The following is a 14,474-nucleotide window of genomic DNA, read 5'->3' as shown; positions in this document are numbered from 1 at the left end:
CTCGGTTGAGATACTACAGGTACTTTCTGGGTTCCCCGTGTGAATTTTTACCGTAGTAAACCGCTAGATAAAGGGCGGTGACCAGGGTTCAGCGGTAGTCTGCCGCATGGCATTGAGCAGCATTTGAACCTCATCGCTGTGGGACTCGAAAGGGTCCTTACACTGCAGGTTGAACTGGGGCTTGTTATTGAGCCGCAGATGTACCCAGTCCACGGTGAACTGCTCCCCCGCTGCCCGTGCGGCAGCAATAAAGCGACCGCGAATCTTTGCCCGGGTATTGGGCGGAACCATGGTGGCCTGCTCAATCGCCTCGGCACTCACCACAGACCGTGCCCGCCCGGCCTTGGCGAGCACATTGAAAACTCCCCGGTCTGGGTCAATGTCGTGGTAGCTCAAATCCAGTTGCTGGATACGCGGGTCGTCATAGCCACTGGCTCCGCGGGCGATATAGGCATCCAGAAGTTTTTTCTTAATGGCCCAGTCGATTTCGGTATCAATTGCCGAATAGTCCCCGGTTTCAACCGCCTGAAGGGCCCGTTTCCAGAGATCGAGAATGTAGGGAACATCCTCGCGGTGGGTGCCGTGCTGCTCAATATACTTGTGGGCCGAGGAAAGGTAGTGCCGCTGCATTTCAAGGGCAGATTTGAAGGAGCCGTCTGCCAGCTCAAAGCGGGCAGTACCGGTGAGGTCATGGGAGACCACCCGCAGGGCTGTGGCGGTGTCTTTAACCTCGAAATTAGCCAGGGGGAAATGGTCTTCGAGCATCCGCAGCACAATATCGGTGGCACCAATCTTGAGCAGAGTGGTGGTCTGCGACATGTTGGAATCGCCGTTGATCACGTGCATGCGGCGATAGAGCTGGGCATCAGCGTGGGGCTCATCGCGGGTATTGATGAGGGGGCGAGACCGGGTGGTGGCGGTTGAAGCGCCCTCCCAGATATAGTCTGCCCGCTGCGAGAAAGAGAAGCTGGGCTCTCCGGCTACACCCACCGGTGTTGACCCCCACTGTTCGGGTCCGGTGGGGTGGGTTTTGCCCGCGCCCACCATAATCTGGCGGGTAATCAAAAAGGGTATCAGCGACCGAACCAGCTTGGCGAACTCCACCTTGCGTTCAATCATAAAGTTCTCGTGGGAACCGAAAGAGTTACCTGCGGAGTCAACGTTGTTCTTAAAGAGATACATGCGCCCCTGCTGGCCCAGCTCCTCCAGGGTGTCCTGGGCCTGGTTGAGCAGGTCAGCAAAAAGCATCTCCCCCGCTTTATCCTGGGCAATGAGGTCGCGCAGGTTTGCCGATTCGGCGGTGGCATATTCTGGGTGGGAGCCAACATCGAGGTAGAGGCGAGAGCCATTGGGTAGAAAGACATTGGTTGACCGCCATGATTCAACCACGGGTTTGAAGAGAATACGGGCTGCCTCTTCGGGGCCAAGGGGGCCCAGTTGGTCTGGCACATAGGAGATACCGTATTCGGTTTCAATGCCAAAGATTCTACGTTCCATGAGCTTCTACCTCGCTAGATACTGCTGATTCGCCGGAGTCTAAGAGAGACTACTGGCCGCCCTTTTGAACAAAGCCCTTCACGAATTCTTCGGCGTTTTCTTCGAGCAGACCGTCAATTTCAGCCAGCAGGTCGTCGGTTTCTGCCACCTGCGCCTGGTTGACCTCGCGGGCCTGATGCTGAATTTCAACCTGAGCGACTTCCTGCTCGGCCGAGCTGGACTGCTGGGACTGTACTTGCTTGCGTTCCATTGTTACTCCTTAAAATTTCTATATATTTTGACCGTTGAGCCAGCTAATCAAATCTCCGGCGTGTTCACCTTTGAGAAGGTGCTCCACCGAGGACTTGGTAAAGAGCGAAGGGCTGGGCATATTCAGCCGATAAAGGTCGGTGCCCAGCGGGTCGCGTGCCACTATCGTATCCCAGTTAACGCTCACGATTTCCTCTGGCCAGGTGCTGATCACCTTACCGCGCAGGTAGGCCCGGGTGTTCTCTGGCGGGTTGTGGGCAGCTTCTTCAATGGTTGCTTCATCGAAGAGGGTTTTCATTCGCCCCACCTGCACCAGCTTGAAGTAGAGTCCCTTGTGGGGGCGGATATCCGAATACTGAAGGTCGATAGCCGCCAGCTTGGGATTATCCCAGCCCAGGCCCTGAGAAACATACTGGCTGAGCAGCTGATACTTCGCCACCCAGTCCAGACGGTCTGCCAGGGCAAAGAGGTCGGTTTCTAGCAGGTGCAGAGTCTGCTCCCACAGGTCCAAAATCTGCTGGGTGGCGGCGTCGCAGTCCCCTTCCAGCTCGCGGGCGGCGTCCAGAAACTCACCCTGAATTTCCAGGGCGGTAATGGTGCCCCCGCCGGCCAGCGGCAGCTGGGCGGCTAGCGTGAGGTTGTGGCTGACCGTGTGCATGGCCGCCACGGGGTCAGCCAGCTTAATCTGCGGTGCCTGCCCGGCCTCGATCAGGTTGAGAACCAGTGACATAGTGCCGAACTTTAGCAGGTTGGAGTAGTGCGAAAGGTTGGCGTCGCCGGTAATGACGTGCAGGCGCCGATAGCGGTTGATATCGGCGTGGGGCTCATCGCGGGTGTTGACCAGGGGGCGGCGGATTGTTGTTTCCAAGCCCACCAGCCGCTCAAAGAAATCTGCCCGCTGGGTGATCTGAAAACCGGGCTTCTCCCCCTTGGTTCCGATACCCACCCTGCCCGCGCCAATCATGATTCCGCGGGTGGCGAAGAAGGGCAGCAACCCCGCCACCACGTCGTCAAAATTGGTAGACCGTTTGAGCAGGTAGTTCTCGTGGGCCCCGTAGGACTGCCCCTTGGAGTCGGTGTTGTTCTTATAGAGGTTAACCTTCGGCAAACCGGATTCCGTGGCATTGACCTCAATCGTGGCTACGGTCTGGGCGGCGATGTGGTCGCCGGCGGCGTCCCACAGGACGGCGTCCAGCGGGTTGGTGACTTCCGGCGAGGAGTACTCGGGGTGGGCGTGGTCAACGTAGAAGCGGGCGCCGTTGGGCAGAATCGAGTTCATGGTGACTGAATCCCAGTCCAGCCGCTCAGCGTAGAGCCCCGATTCTTTGAGGGCTTCGGCTGCAATTTCTTCGCTGGTAAGCACGGGTGCCCGGTGGGTCAGCTGGGAAGGATGGGCCTGCTCCTCGCTCATTTCCCCACCGCGGGAATCGGCCAGGGGCGACTCCGATGAGTATTCCCACTGCGAGCTTGACCGGGCCCGGAGGGCGCGGTGGAAGAGGGTGTCGTAGGTGTTGACTACCTGGGCAGAGAGAACGGTGGGATTAGCCCCGGTCTGTTCCGGCGCCAAAATCCCGTATTCGGTCTCTGCTCCCATCACTCGTTCTACGGTCATTTCTATTCCTTAGGAAAGCTGGGTTCGGGGAGGAAGTGGGAACCGGCTTTGGCGGGAGTCACCGACTCGATGCGCTGGCGGATATCCAGGGTTGCCAGAACATCCTCAATTTCAGAAATCTGAGGGGTCTCTACCTGGTCTTCAAATTCAACCCGGATAGCCTCAACGAGATGGGCCGAGTCCAGTCCCCTACCCCGGCCCTCAAGCTGGGCCTTAATGGCAAACTTCTTGGCGTTATCTACGATATTGCGAATCACCGCGCCGGAGAGAAAATCACCGCGGCTGAGGTTGATGCTGGAACCGTCTGCCAGGTTCACCCTGAGATAGAGGTTGGCAACGGTATCGGCAAAGAGGTTGGCAAGGCCCACCTCAATCATCGCTTCAAGGGCCGCCTGCGCTGAGCCCGCCCGGTCAATCTCGCTCTGGGCCACCGGCAGGGAGTCGTTGAGGTAGAGGGCGAAAATTTCACGGGCACCGGCCAAATCGGGCCGGTTGATACGAATCTTGATGTCCAGGCGGCCGGGGCGCAAAACAGCCGGATCAATCATGTCCTCGCGGTTGGTGGCGCCAATAACAATCACGTTATCGAGGGATTCCACGCCGTCAATCTCGGAGAGAAGCTGGGGCACAATGGTGGTCTCAATATCGGAGCTCCTGCCCGTTCCCCGGGTGCGGAAGAGCGATTCCATCTCGTCAAAGAAGACCACCACCGGGTTGCCGTCTTCGGCCTTCTCGCGGGCGGCGGTAAAGATATCGCGAATCTGGCGCTCGGTTTCGCCCACGTATTTATCCAGCAGCTCAGGGCCCTTGATGTTGAGGAAGTAGCCGGTCTTCTTAGAGCCGGGGTGCAGCGCCTCAACCCGGGCCGCCAGGGAGTTAGCCACAGCCTTAGCAATCAGGGTCTTACCGTTACCGGGAGGGCCGTAGAGCAAAATACCCTTGGGCGGGGTGAGGTTGTACTCGCGGAAAATTTCGGGGTGCAGGAAGGGCAGCTCCACAGCATCCCGAATCTGATCAATCTGCGAAGACAGGCCACCAATATTGGCATAGCTAATATCGGGTACCTCTTCAAGCACCAGCTCCTGGGCATCGGTGTGCGGAACCCGGCCGCAGATCATGCCGGTTTTTGAATCGAAGGTAACGGTGTCGCCGATAGAGAGGTTCTCCCCTGCCAGGGCACCGGATACCCGAACCACCGACTTAGCCTGGTTAGCCAGATCAACCACCACGTGGGCATCGTCCAGCACCTCGCGCACCGTCACAATCTCGCCGTAGGACTCAAAGCCCAGCGAGATTACCGCCTGGGTTTGGTCATTGAGCAGCACGGTCATGCCCGGCTTCAGCGTGGTGATGTCCAGCAGCGGGGAACAGGTAATCCGCACCCGGCGGCCCGAGAGCAGAACGTCCAGGTAAGACTCGATTTCGGCAGGGGCCTTACCCTGCGCCAGGTCATCATAGGTCATTTCGCCGGTGGAAACATCCAGAATCACCGCAGAGTTCAGGGGCGGAGCAACCTCCTGGCTCAGCGCAACCCGCAGGTGCTCGATCTCTGACTTAGCCTTCTGCAGGGCCAGCACCAGCTTCTGGTTTTTATCACCTGCTGCCCGCAACTGGCGGTCAAGATTTCTGCGGTTGTCGTTGGCCACGTTGAGCTGGCGCAGAATTCGTTCGTAATCCTGCGGCTTCACGCTGGGCTGGTTAGGTTCGCTCATGAGTATCCCTCTAAAGGTTCTACCCCGTTCATAGTCAACGGGATACCTGTTTTCGGCTGTTTATTCAGCGGATTCCTGCTGCGCTGCCTCGGTGGACTGCGCCGATTTCTCCGCCAAAGACCGAGCGTCGCGGGCGGCTCGGCGGAGCTTGCGGTCTGAGACGTTGCGTTCGCCCAGGGTCGCCGGAGTCCAGGCGTTGAGGTCTTCTTCGCTGAAATCACTCTTGGACGCGCGGCGCTTGGGTGCCAGGCGCACGGCACCGTCTGCCAGGCGGCGGGCGGTAATCAGGAAACCGGTGTGGGCAACCATACGGTGGTCGGGGCGAACTGCCAGACCCTCCACGTGCCAGCCACGCACCATGGTCTCGTGGGATTCCGGTTCGGTAAAGCGACCGTCGGCGCGCAGGGCCTCCGCCACCCGGGAAAGCTGGGTTACGGTGGCCACGTAGCAGATCACCACACCGCCGGGAGCCAGTGCGGTTGCCACGGCGTCCAGGCATTCCCAGGGGGCCAGCATATCCAGCACCACGCGGTCAACCGAGCCGGGTTCTTCAACCTCACCCAGAGTCTCGGCTAGGTCACCCAGGGTAATGTCCCAGGCAGGGTGCGGGCCACCGAACATGGTCTCTACGTTTCCGCGGGCAATTTCAGCAAATTCTTCGCGGCGTTCAAAGGAACGCAGGTGGCCGAAATCCCCGATAGCACGAAGCAGAGCAATCGACAGCGCGCCGGAACCAACGCCGGCCTCCACCACACGGGCACCGGGGAAGATATCCGCCATGGTCACAATCTGACCGGCGTCCTTGGGATAGACCACCGCAGCACCGCGCGGCATCGAGAGCACAAAGTCGCGGTAGAGCGGGCGTAACGCCTGAATCTTCAGCCCCTCGGAATTCTCGATCACGGTACCCTCGGGGGAACCAATGAGTTCGGCATGCTTAAAGAAGCCCCTATGTGAATGGTATTCGCCACCGTCTACCAGGGTGATGGTGGTTATCTTGCCACGCTCATCGGTTAGCTGCACGCGCTCGCCTGCTTGGAAAGGGCCCCGGCGATTGATGCTACCGGTGGGAGTGTATTCTGCCATAGGAAAGAGCTTCTCCTTGAAATCTATAGGGGTCGAAGGGATTGACCGACACTCTATTATCGCAAATATTTGCTGACTTTGTGCCGGGGGTTCACCAGCTGAGAGCAAGCTATCCCTGCGGGATTCTACCGGCCTGCTCTGCCGAGAGCCGCAGGGCCATATCGCGGTGCAGTATGACGCCGGTGGGGCGGCCCTGAGCGTCGATTATCGGCCAGGCGATGGGATAGTAGCCCTGTTTAAGCTGGCTGGGTAGCTGCTGATAGAGGTAACCGTTGAAGTATTCCATCATGTCAATCCGCAGAGTATCCTGGCTAATCTTCTGCGGAGCCAGGGGCGAGGCCAGCTGCTTGAGAGAGGTTGCAGGTAGGTTGCCCTCTCGGAGAAGTTCGGCTGTTTCGGCGGGTACCCAGCCCACCGGCTGAGTCGCCCTGGTGAGAATCACCGGAGCAGCGCCGTCCAGCGCCGAAACCACCTGAGCCACAGGTGTGCCCTCATCGACCACCAGCGCGGGGCGGGCTAGATTGCGGGCAGAGAGGGGGTCCCTCCCCGATTCCTGGTTTTTCAGGGCTTTCAGCATGGGCTGGGAGGCGCTGAAAAGATAAAAGCAGACCAGAACCACTAAAAAGAGACCGGCGCTGGTGCGCCAGGCGCCGGTGAAAATGGCGGCAAGCACAAGCACGGGAATCAGAATCATGCCGGTCCAGGCTGTGACCTTGGCGCCGGTGGAACGGCGCTTGCTGGCCATCGTTACCAGGGATTCGAGGGTGTGGCCGCCGTCTAGCGGATAGGAGGGAATCATGTTGAAAATCGAGATGAGAATGTTAGCTTCGACAGCGATTCGCAGGCCAGCTCTGACCGGTGAGGGCTCCATCCAGCTTCCCACCCCGTAGAGCAGAAGAGCGTAGAGGGCATTGACCATCGGGCCAGCAATCGAGACCAGAAAAGAGGAAAAGGGCGAGCCTGGAGACAGCTTGGTTACCCCACCCCAGAGGGTCATAGAAATATATTCAACCCGGAGTTTTCTTACCCTGCCGGTCATGGCGTGGGCTAGCTCGTGCACCAGCACGCCCAGGGCAATCAGAACCGCAATGGTGGTCGAAATGGTAAAGGCCTCGCTATAGAGCATCCAGCCAGTTCTACCCAGATAGAGGCCGTAGCCCACAATCACCAGGCCCATCAGAATAAACCAGGAGGTTTTGAGGTACACGGGCACTCCGCGAACCGTCAAAAGTCGAACACCTAATTGATTCTGCACAGTCTGCCTCTCACCGGATTTTGCTTCACACGTAGTAACAACCCTACAACCTTTAGTCCCTGAGCGAGATATCGGGCATCTTCACTTCGAGACCGCACAAAATTTTCGCTACCATTGCACAGTGAGCACTGCACAGAATTTTCCGCAAAATATCTTTAACCTCGGTACAGAATCCGGAATGAGCACCGTTTTAGTCTGTGCTTTTGAGGGGTGGAACGACGCCGGGAACGCGGCTTCTGAGGCACTTGCTTACCTTGAGCGAGCCTTCGAGACGGTCGACCACCAGCTCTTCGACACCGAACCTTTCTATGATTTTTCCCAGCAGCGCCCCCTGCTGATTTCCCAGGACGACGGTTCTGGCGAGATTACCTGGCCGGAGCTAAAACTGACCGAAATTTCCCTGCGTTCTGGCTCGGTTCGTTTGTTGCTTCTCACCGGCCCCGAGCCTAACTTCCGCTGGAAGACCTTTTGCCAGCAGATTTTTGCCCTGGCCCGCCAGCACGCGGTAGACCACCTGATTCTACTCGGTGGTCTGCTGGCTGAAGTTCCCCACACCCGCCCCTTCCCCATCGCTATTTCTTCCTACACCCCGGCTCTTCTGAACCAGTCGGGGGTTTCTCCCCAGACCTACACCGGGCCCACCGGAATTGTGGGAGTGCTTGCCCATTCTGCCCGCTCCTTCGGCATGGACGATCTCAGCCTCTGGGTGTCGGTGCCCCACTACGCCGGCCATCCGCCCCACCCCAAGGCAAGCTACGGTTTGCTGCGGGCGCTGGAATCGATGTTGGATATTTCCATTCCGCTGCGCCCCCTCGAAGACGAAACCCATGCCTGGGAACGCGGTGCCGCCGAACTCTTGGAAGAAGAGCCCCAGCTGGCCGACTATGTGGCCCAGTTAGAGGCCCAGGCCAGCCAGCAGCAGGAGCAGGAAATTTCCGGGGACGACATCGCCGCCGAGTTTGAACGCTTCCTCAAGCGCCGCGACAGCTAGCCCGACACAGATAAAGCCGCCCCGGCGGCGTCCTTATATATCAAGAGGACGCCGCCGGGGCGGCTTTTATCTCGCCCAGCCCGCGGGCGCCTAGGCGGTGAGGTCCACTCCCAAACGAGCCAGAACCGCATCGCGAATCAGCGCGCCACCTCCGGCGTTCTCCCCTGCCTTCAGCCGCTCCAAGGTTGAAAGCGCCCACTGGTCAAGAGCCACCAGGGCAGCGGGAGAATTCAAATCATCGGCCAGGTGGTCGCGCACGGCGGCCAGGGTAGCTTCTGCTGCCTCATCAGCATCTGCGCTCGCCTGCTCGGTTGCCTGAGCCAGAATCTCAAACCGTGACTGGGCCTTGGTGAGCAGCTCATCAGTCCAGAACCAGTCATTGCGGTAGTGGTTATCCATAATGGCAAAGCGGATAACGCCGGGGTTAACCCCCTGGGCCCGCAGGTTAGAAACCAGCACCAGGTTGCCCAGGGACTTGCTCATCTTCTCGCCGTCCAGGCCCACCATGCCGGTATGGGCGTAGTGGCGGGCCATGGGCTTACCGGCGATAGCGTAAGCGTGACCTGCACCCATATCGTGGTGGGGGAACTTCAAATCAGAACCACCGCCCTGCACCGTGAAAGGGGCGGGCAGCAGCTTCTGGGAAATCATCGTGCACTCAATATGCCAGCCCGGGCGGCCCTCCCCCAGCTTGCCACCGTTCCAACGGGGCTCACCGTCACGGGCCCGGCGCCACAGCAGCGGGTCCAGGGCATCGCGCTTACCGGCCCGCTGGGGATCGCCACCGCGCTCGGCAAAAATGGGGAGCATCTCTTCGCGCGAAAGGCGGGAGACCTGGCCCAGGAACCAGTGGGCAGGGTCTTGCTCGTTCAGTTTCTCGGCGGCGGCGACGTCAAAATAAATATCGCCGTCGGGATGCACCTGACCCTGCTCGTCGGTATAACCCTCCACCGGGTAGCCAAGGCCGCGCTCCACCAGGTTCTCGACAGCCTCAACCACCCAGGGAATAGACTCTACGGCACCCACGTAGTGGTCAGGCGGCAGAACCTTCAGCGCCTCCATATCGGTGCGGAAGAGCTGGGTCTGATCCTCAGCAAGCTCCTGCCAGTCCACGCCGTCGCGGTTAGCCCGCTCCAGCAGCGGGTCGTCAACGTCGGTCACGTTCTGAACGTAGGTGACCTTCAGACCGGCATCCCGCCAGGCACGGTTGAGCAGATCAAACGCTACATAGGTGGAAGCATGGCCCATATGGGTGGCATCATAGGGGGTGATTCCGCAGACGTAAAGGCTGGCAGCTTCACCCTCCACCTCGGTCTGCAGTGCCCTATTCTGGGCGGTATCAAAAACTGTGGGTAGCGGAGCGGTACCGGGCAGGCTCGGTAAATCGGGCTCATTCCATGCGTGCATGCAAATCCTAGTCTTCTGATGTGTTTTTCTTTTCAGTAGAAAACAATACCCGCTCACCCAGAGAAGGGGTGAACGGGTATCGCTCATTTTAACTATTCAGCTCTCAGCTATTGGAACTTAGCTGTTGGGTGACAGAACGCCGAAGCCCAGCAGTACAAAGACCAGCAGACCCAGGGCAATGCGGTACCAGACAAAGAGGCTGTAGCTGTTGTTCGAGACGTACTTGAGGAACCAGCCAATGATGATGTAGCCCGAGACAAAGGCCACCGCGGTTGCCAGCACGGTTGAGCCCAGACCGTAATAACCGGTAAAGCCTTCGGAGAGGCTATCGGCCAGCTTGTAGAGGCCTGAGGCAAAAACCGCCGGAATGGCCAGCAAGAAGGAGTAACGGGCTGCTGCCTCGCGGGTGTAGCCCATGAGCAGACCGGCCATAATAGTACCGCCGGAACGGGATACACCGGGAATCAGCGCCATAGCCTGCGCAAAGCCGTAGATAATACCGTGCTTGATATTGAGATCTTTGAGCTCGCGCTGTTCCTTGCCCACCTTATCTGCAATCGCAATAAAGATTGCGAAAACAATCAGCATGGTTGCCACAATCCACAGCGAACGGAAGGTGCTATCGATATAGTTTTCGAGCAGCAAACCCAAGATACCAATGGGCAGAGAGCCCAAAATGATGAACCACCCCATGCGGGCATCGGGGTCTTTCTTATCGACTCTACCGGTCAGCGAACCGAACCAGTTTTTAATAATGCGAACGATGTCGCGCCAAAAAAATACGAGTACCGCAGTTTCGGTACCCAGCTGGGTAATCGCGGTAAATGCCGCGCCGGGGTCTTCGCTGTTCGGAAGGAACTGGCTCACAATTCGAATGTGACCCGACGAAGAGACCGGCAAAAACTCTGTAAGACCCTGCACCAGGCCCAAAATAATAGCTTGTATCCATTCCACTCTGGAAACTTTACCGTCTTAAAGTGAAACACAGCGGGCACATTCGCTCGCTGTGTTGGTTTTAACAGGCAAAAGTGGGGACGTTCCTAGGATTCGTCCTCATCCAGATCTTCGTAGTCGATATCGTCGTCATCATCTTCGAAGTCTTCGTCGAAATCGTCGAAGTCCTCGTCGTCATCATCAATATAGACCTCGAGCGGGGTGACTTCTTCGTAGGTGTCGAAGAGAGCTTCTTCGTAGCGTTCAAAGGCGTTGGCTACAGCAACGTATGCGTTGTCAATGGCAGGGTCATGCTCACCGCGGCGGTTGACGATAGCGGTAAGATGCTCTTCAAGAGCATTGGTGAGGGTTGCCAGTGCGGCACGAGGATCGTTACTCATACCTTAGACATTATCGGGTAATGGCCCACTGGGGAAATACATTGGAGGAAAAATTTTGCGAGAGCGCGAGACTGGCATTAAAAACCTGCGTGTAGCTGGCCAGGATCAGCGATTTGAGTACCTGGAAATCACGGTGGAGCGCGGCGAGAGTGTCAAGGATGCTCGGGCTCGCCTGCGGGAGCATTCCGAGTACGGGCGGTGGGAGCTCGCCAAGTCTGTGATTTTATATGGAGGACGCCGCCGCTTCTGGTTGCGCCGCCGCATTATGCGGGTCCACCGCACGGTGAGCTTCGCAGATGTCTAGGAACGTGCAGGAGCCGGCTTCTCAACGCCTAACCCGCCGAGCCACCAGCAAGTGACTGAACCACCAGCCCGTTTCTTGTGTCTCGATCAATTCCTGGCGGCTCGGGGAGTCTTCTGGGATAAAGAAAATCCCCGGCTCCTCAGAACCGGGGATTTGTTTTGTGCGCGGAGGGGGGACTTGAAAACCTGCATTTACCTAAAATGAGCCAAAGAAACCTTGAATAATCAAGTGTCTCTTAGACTAGCTGAATACCGGTGAATAGAGTCTGTTGACTGTGTCAACGGAGCTGGCTTCCCGCATTTTCGGAAAGTTGCTAGCTGGGTATCCGCCGCCAGCGTTCGCCTGGAATTAGCTAGAGGTTGCGCTATGCGGGACTTCTTGAATCCCCTCCTCCAAAAGAGATTCCAAGGCGTAGTGCAAGAGAGTCTCTTCTTGATAAGATAATTGACCCCCCAGAATTTTCCTTACAGAAGTCTCAGAAGGTCTGATTATATGATTTGGCTGCAGGTAGTTGACCTGCTGCCAATATCCTTTATGTGCAAACCTCGGTAATGGCCTTATCTCAAGTGACTCAGTCCATCGGGTCTAACCGAGTGTCTGTTTATGTTTTGCTGCCCATTTGCAAGATAGGCAATACACTATTACTAGAAGACAATATTAATGAGAGGACCACAAGAACATCTCGAACCATCCAAATGGAACGAATGCAACGAGTCTAGCTACAATAGACACATGGGACTACCAACCTGAACCCTTCAAGACCATATCCGCAAAGCCCGCGAGCATGCCGACCTCAGCCAAGACCCGCTCGCCTAAAAATGGCAACCACCTGTCAGACTCTCGACCGATGGGAAATCGGCAGTCATATCCTTACTCAGAAGAACCTCCAAGCGGTCGCAGAAGTCACCGACATCTCCCCTGGAATGGCTCAATTGGTCACAGAGCGACTCAAATGCACCTACACAACCACCAGTAACCGTAACCCTAGAGTGGGAACGGCGCTCGCTACCAAGCGGTACACGGCAAATAGCTGGTTCATTTGCCTAGTTACGGTACTCTTTTAAACCTAAACGCACATTTTGATTGAGGAAGATACGAGGCAATGACAGATTCACTAGCCTCTGTAACAAGATTTCCTGGTCCCTATAGGGTCCAAGCTGATGCAATCTTGGATGTTGCAGATACAGGTGAAAGACCACTCCTTGTACTTGCATCAGACGGGTCAGACTATTGGTGTAAAGATTTTGAAAATAGGGGTAACCGAGAAACACCTATCAACGAGATTGTCTCAATTGAAGTTGGGAAAGCAATAGGTGCTCCGGTTTGTGATTGGGCCATAGTCGATCCGCCTGCAGATATGGCAGGCACGCGTATGGGACAAACTATCGTTCCTAGGCTTCCTATGTTCGGTTCTAAAGAAGTGAAAAATGTTCTTCTACCTGAGAACGGTATCGAGTACATTACTAAAGACGATAATTTTCAGCGCATACCTAAGTTAGTGGCACTTTGGTTACTTTGTAACGCTGAGGATATCCAAATAATGTACGCTGCTTCAGAAGACCACTCTATCTACTCTCTTGACCAAGGTTACTGGTTCGGCTCTCATGAAATGGGACGCCATTTCCGGAAGTTTTTCAACCATCTGGCCGTCCGATTTTACCAACTATCCCTCGCGGGATACCTGCAGAATATTGGGAAGCAGCAGTAGAATCCGTCAATTCATTAGCTTCTTTCGATTTTTCTCATTTGTTGAGGGTAATGCCGAAAGAATGGAATGTAGCATCGGATGAAATAACCCAAATGGTTAAGTATGTAAAGAACCGTATCGAGTATACCGTCGGCAGACTGCGGTATTATCAAAAGAATTCGTAAAGAGAGGAGGCAAACTTGCTGTACCGTTACTGGGTCGTACGTTATGTACCAGATTCTGGGAGGCCCGATACCGTAGGTGTTGGAGTTATAGCTTCAAGCAGTAAAACTGGCGACTCGGCCACCCGATTTATAACCAGGTACCGAGATATTCCGGATATTGGTGGGCCACGCAAGGAGTTTGCTGAATTCTTACGCGGGTTTGAACATGATTTAGCAGCATATTCTGTTGGTCAATCACAGATTGGTTTAGATTTACACTCTTCAGTTTTTTCGTATGTAGAGCGTGTACGACGACAGAATTATGGGCTGCTTCAAATTGATGCGCCCATGCCTGCATCTGGTAATAGCGCTGATGAAGTTGCGGATTTACTGTTCGCAAGAATCATTGCTAGGTCCGGAGAGACCCAACATAGTACGCATAGGGTAACTGACCTCAGGCGTCTAGCTCGAGAGAGCTACCTAAGAAATGGGGTCGTAGCTAAGCGCTTGGTCGAACGTCCTAAACTAGAAGTTAAAAATGGGTCAGCGAAGATTGACATCGCTGTTGTCTCGGATAAATATCAAGAGATCGCAAGAGCCTTTTCTTTCTTAGGTAATCCCTCACAGGAGCTAAGGGACAGAGTTATTGCTTGGAATTTCCAAATCAATAAACTTCGTGATGAGGGAGCTTCCCTCTTTGATGTTCGTAGGAACCAAGAGGTCCGCATCTCCCCTGATGCTCCTGTGCTCGCTGTAATTGAATATCCTCGAACGAAGGGTCAGGTCAAAATATACAATGAAGCTTCAGCTGATTGGGAAGAATTAGGTATCATCCCGATGACAGCAGAAGGGCTTCCTCACCATATTAATTCAGTTCAAGAGTTACTAGTGGCATAAAATATTGCCCCGGTAGTCGGAGAAGGTTGTCGGGGGTTTTATTTAGCTCTGCACAGCACATCGCTACAGCGCAGCCAGCTGGGATTCGATGCGGTTGAAAGCTTGGGCGTTTCCTATGGTGAATCCTCCTATCTTGAGTAAGCGTGTATTTAAAAGGGTAGAGGAAAGCCCTTGTGGTCTTTAAAGGTTACAAGTGACGTGTCGCAAGCTACCAGGAGCCTAGCCCAGCAAATCGCTCAGCTGCTTTGGGGTGAGTATTCCGATGCTCACGCTAGGGAT

Annotated in this window: 13 protein-coding genes; 4 read left to right on the top strand and 9 right to left on the bottom strand. The window is 55.9% G+C overall.

Translation table 11 applies throughout. The annotated features are described in order from the left end of the window. Positions 1 to 63: 63 nt before the first annotated feature. The 6 genes from pafA to IEV00_RS01280 form a co-directional block, all read right to left on the bottom strand. The gene (gene pafA, locus IEV00_RS01305; RefSeq protein ID WP_188358534.1) at positions 64 to 1,497 is read right to left on the bottom strand and encodes a Pup--protein ligase; all 1,434 of its coding nucleotides are present in this window, start codon (positions 1,495 to 1,497) and stop codon (positions 64 to 66) included. Positions 1,498 to 1,546: 49 nt separating this feature from the next. Continuing rightward, the gene (locus IEV00_RS01300) at positions 1,547 to 1,747 is read right to left on the bottom strand and encodes a ubiquitin-like protein Pup (protein WP_188358533.1); all 201 of its coding nucleotides are present in this window, start codon (positions 1,745 to 1,747) and stop codon (positions 1,547 to 1,549) included. An 18-nt stretch (positions 1,748 to 1,765) separates the two neighbouring features. Continuing rightward, complete coding sequence (gene dop, locus IEV00_RS01295) at positions 1,766 to 3,358, bottom strand: depupylase/deamidase Dop (RefSeq protein ID WP_188358532.1); 1,593 nt, start codon at positions 3,356 to 3,358, stop codon at positions 1,766 to 1,768. A 2-nt stretch (positions 3,359 to 3,360) separates the two neighbouring features. Beyond that, positions 3,361 to 5,070, bottom strand: a complete 1,710-nt coding sequence (arc, locus tag IEV00_RS01290) for a proteasome ATPase (RefSeq protein ID WP_188358531.1) — start codon at positions 5,068 to 5,070, stop codon at positions 3,361 to 3,363. Between the two features lie 60 nt (positions 5,071 to 5,130). Further along, on the bottom strand, positions 5,131 to 6,156 hold the full coding sequence (locus tag IEV00_RS01285; RefSeq protein ID WP_229723006.1) for a tRNA (adenine-N1)-methyltransferase: 1,026 nt from the start codon (positions 6,154 to 6,156) through the stop codon (positions 5,131 to 5,133). 109 nt (positions 6,157 to 6,265) lie between these two features. Beyond that, the gene (locus IEV00_RS01280) at positions 6,266 to 7,363 is read right to left on the bottom strand and encodes a site-2 protease family protein (protein WP_188358530.1); all 1,098 of its coding nucleotides are present in this window, start codon (positions 7,361 to 7,363) and stop codon (positions 6,266 to 6,268) included. A gap of 226 nt (positions 7,364 to 7,589) precedes the next feature. Between IEV00_RS01280 and IEV00_RS01275 the strand changes: the two genes are divergently transcribed. Next, positions 7,590 to 8,402: a PAC2 family protein gene (locus IEV00_RS01275; protein WP_188358529.1), complete on the top strand. Its 813-nt coding sequence runs from the start codon at positions 7,590 to 7,592 to the stop codon at positions 8,400 to 8,402. Positions 8,403 to 8,492: 90 nt separating this feature from the next. On the opposite strand, the gene mshC is transcribed toward IEV00_RS01275, so the two are convergent. From mshC to IEV00_RS01260, 3 genes are all read right to left on the bottom strand, one after another. Further along, positions 8,493 to 9,809 (bottom strand): cysteine--1-D-myo-inosityl 2-amino-2-deoxy-alpha-D-glucopyranoside ligase, encoded by a 1,317-nt coding sequence (gene mshC / locus IEV00_RS01270; protein WP_188358528.1) that lies wholly within the window; start codon positions 9,807 to 9,809, stop codon positions 8,493 to 8,495. Positions 9,810 to 9,926: 117 nt separating this feature from the next. Then, complete coding sequence (locus IEV00_RS01265) at positions 9,927 to 10,763, bottom strand: undecaprenyl-diphosphate phosphatase (RefSeq protein ID WP_188358527.1); 837 nt, start codon at positions 10,761 to 10,763, stop codon at positions 9,927 to 9,929. An 86-nt stretch (positions 10,764 to 10,849) separates the two neighbouring features. Beyond that, on the bottom strand, positions 10,850 to 11,143 hold the full coding sequence (locus IEV00_RS01260; RefSeq protein ID WP_188358526.1) for a hypothetical protein: 294 nt from the start codon (positions 11,141 to 11,143) through the stop codon (positions 10,850 to 10,852). Positions 11,144 to 11,198: 55 nt separating this feature from the next. Between IEV00_RS01260 and IEV00_RS01255 the strand changes: the two genes are divergently transcribed. The 3 genes from IEV00_RS01255 (at position 11,199) to IEV00_RS01245 (ending at position 14,195) form a co-directional block, all read left to right on the top strand. Beyond that, a complete protein-coding gene (locus tag IEV00_RS01255; protein ID WP_188358525.1) occupies positions 11,199 to 11,447 on the top strand; it encodes a DUF5703 family protein in 249 nt (82 codons plus the stop codon). Between the two features lie 1,102 nt (positions 11,448 to 12,549). Then, a complete protein-coding gene (locus tag IEV00_RS01250; RefSeq protein ID WP_188358524.1) occupies positions 12,550 to 13,155 on the top strand; it encodes a hypothetical protein in 606 nt (201 codons plus the stop codon). A 179-nt stretch (positions 13,156 to 13,334) separates the two neighbouring features. Further along, complete coding sequence (locus tag IEV00_RS01245) at positions 13,335 to 14,195, top strand: DUF3037 domain-containing protein (RefSeq protein WP_188358523.1); 861 nt, start codon at positions 13,335 to 13,337, stop codon at positions 14,193 to 14,195. The last annotated feature ends 279 nt before the right edge of the window (positions 14,196 to 14,474 follow it).

Source organism: Rothia aerolata (assembly GCF_014635585.1).
GTDB lineage: Bacteria > Actinomycetota > Actinomycetes > Actinomycetales > Micrococcaceae > Rothia > Rothia aerolata.
The sequence above is the reverse complement of the archived record's forward strand: the minus strand, read 5'-3'. Positions and strand labels throughout refer to the sequence as shown.

Coding starts and splice junctions, on each gene's coding strand:
- dop (WP_188358532.1), bottom strand. CDS start 3,358: ATGACCGTAGAACGAGTGATGGGAGCAGAGACCGAATACGGGATTTTG.
- IEV00_RS01285 (WP_229723006.1), bottom strand. CDS start 6,156: ATGGCAGAATACACTCCCACCGGTAGCATCAATCGCCGGGGCCCTTTC.
- arc (WP_188358531.1), bottom strand. CDS start 5,070: ATGAGCGAACCTAACCAGCCCAGCGTGAAGCCGCAGGATTACGAACGA.
- IEV00_RS01250 (WP_188358524.1), top strand. CDS start 12,550: ATGACAGATTCACTAGCCTCTGTAACAAGATTTCCTGGTCCCTATAGG.
- mshC (WP_188358528.1), bottom strand. CDS start 9,809: ATGCACGCATGGAATGAGCCCGATTTACCGAGCCTGCCCGGTACCGCT.
- pafA (WP_188358534.1), bottom strand. CDS start 1,497: ATGGAACGTAGAATCTTTGGCATTGAAACCGAATACGGTATCTCCTAT.
- IEV00_RS01275 (WP_188358529.1), top strand. CDS start 7,590: ATGAGCACCGTTTTAGTCTGTGCTTTTGAGGGGTGGAACGACGCCGGG.
- IEV00_RS01260 (WP_188358526.1), bottom strand. CDS start 11,143: ATGAGTAACGATCCTCGTGCCGCACTGGCAACCCTCACCAATGCTCTT.
- IEV00_RS01300 (WP_188358533.1), bottom strand. CDS start 1,747: ATGGAACGCAAGCAAGTACAGTCCCAGCAGTCCAGCTCGGCCGAGCAG.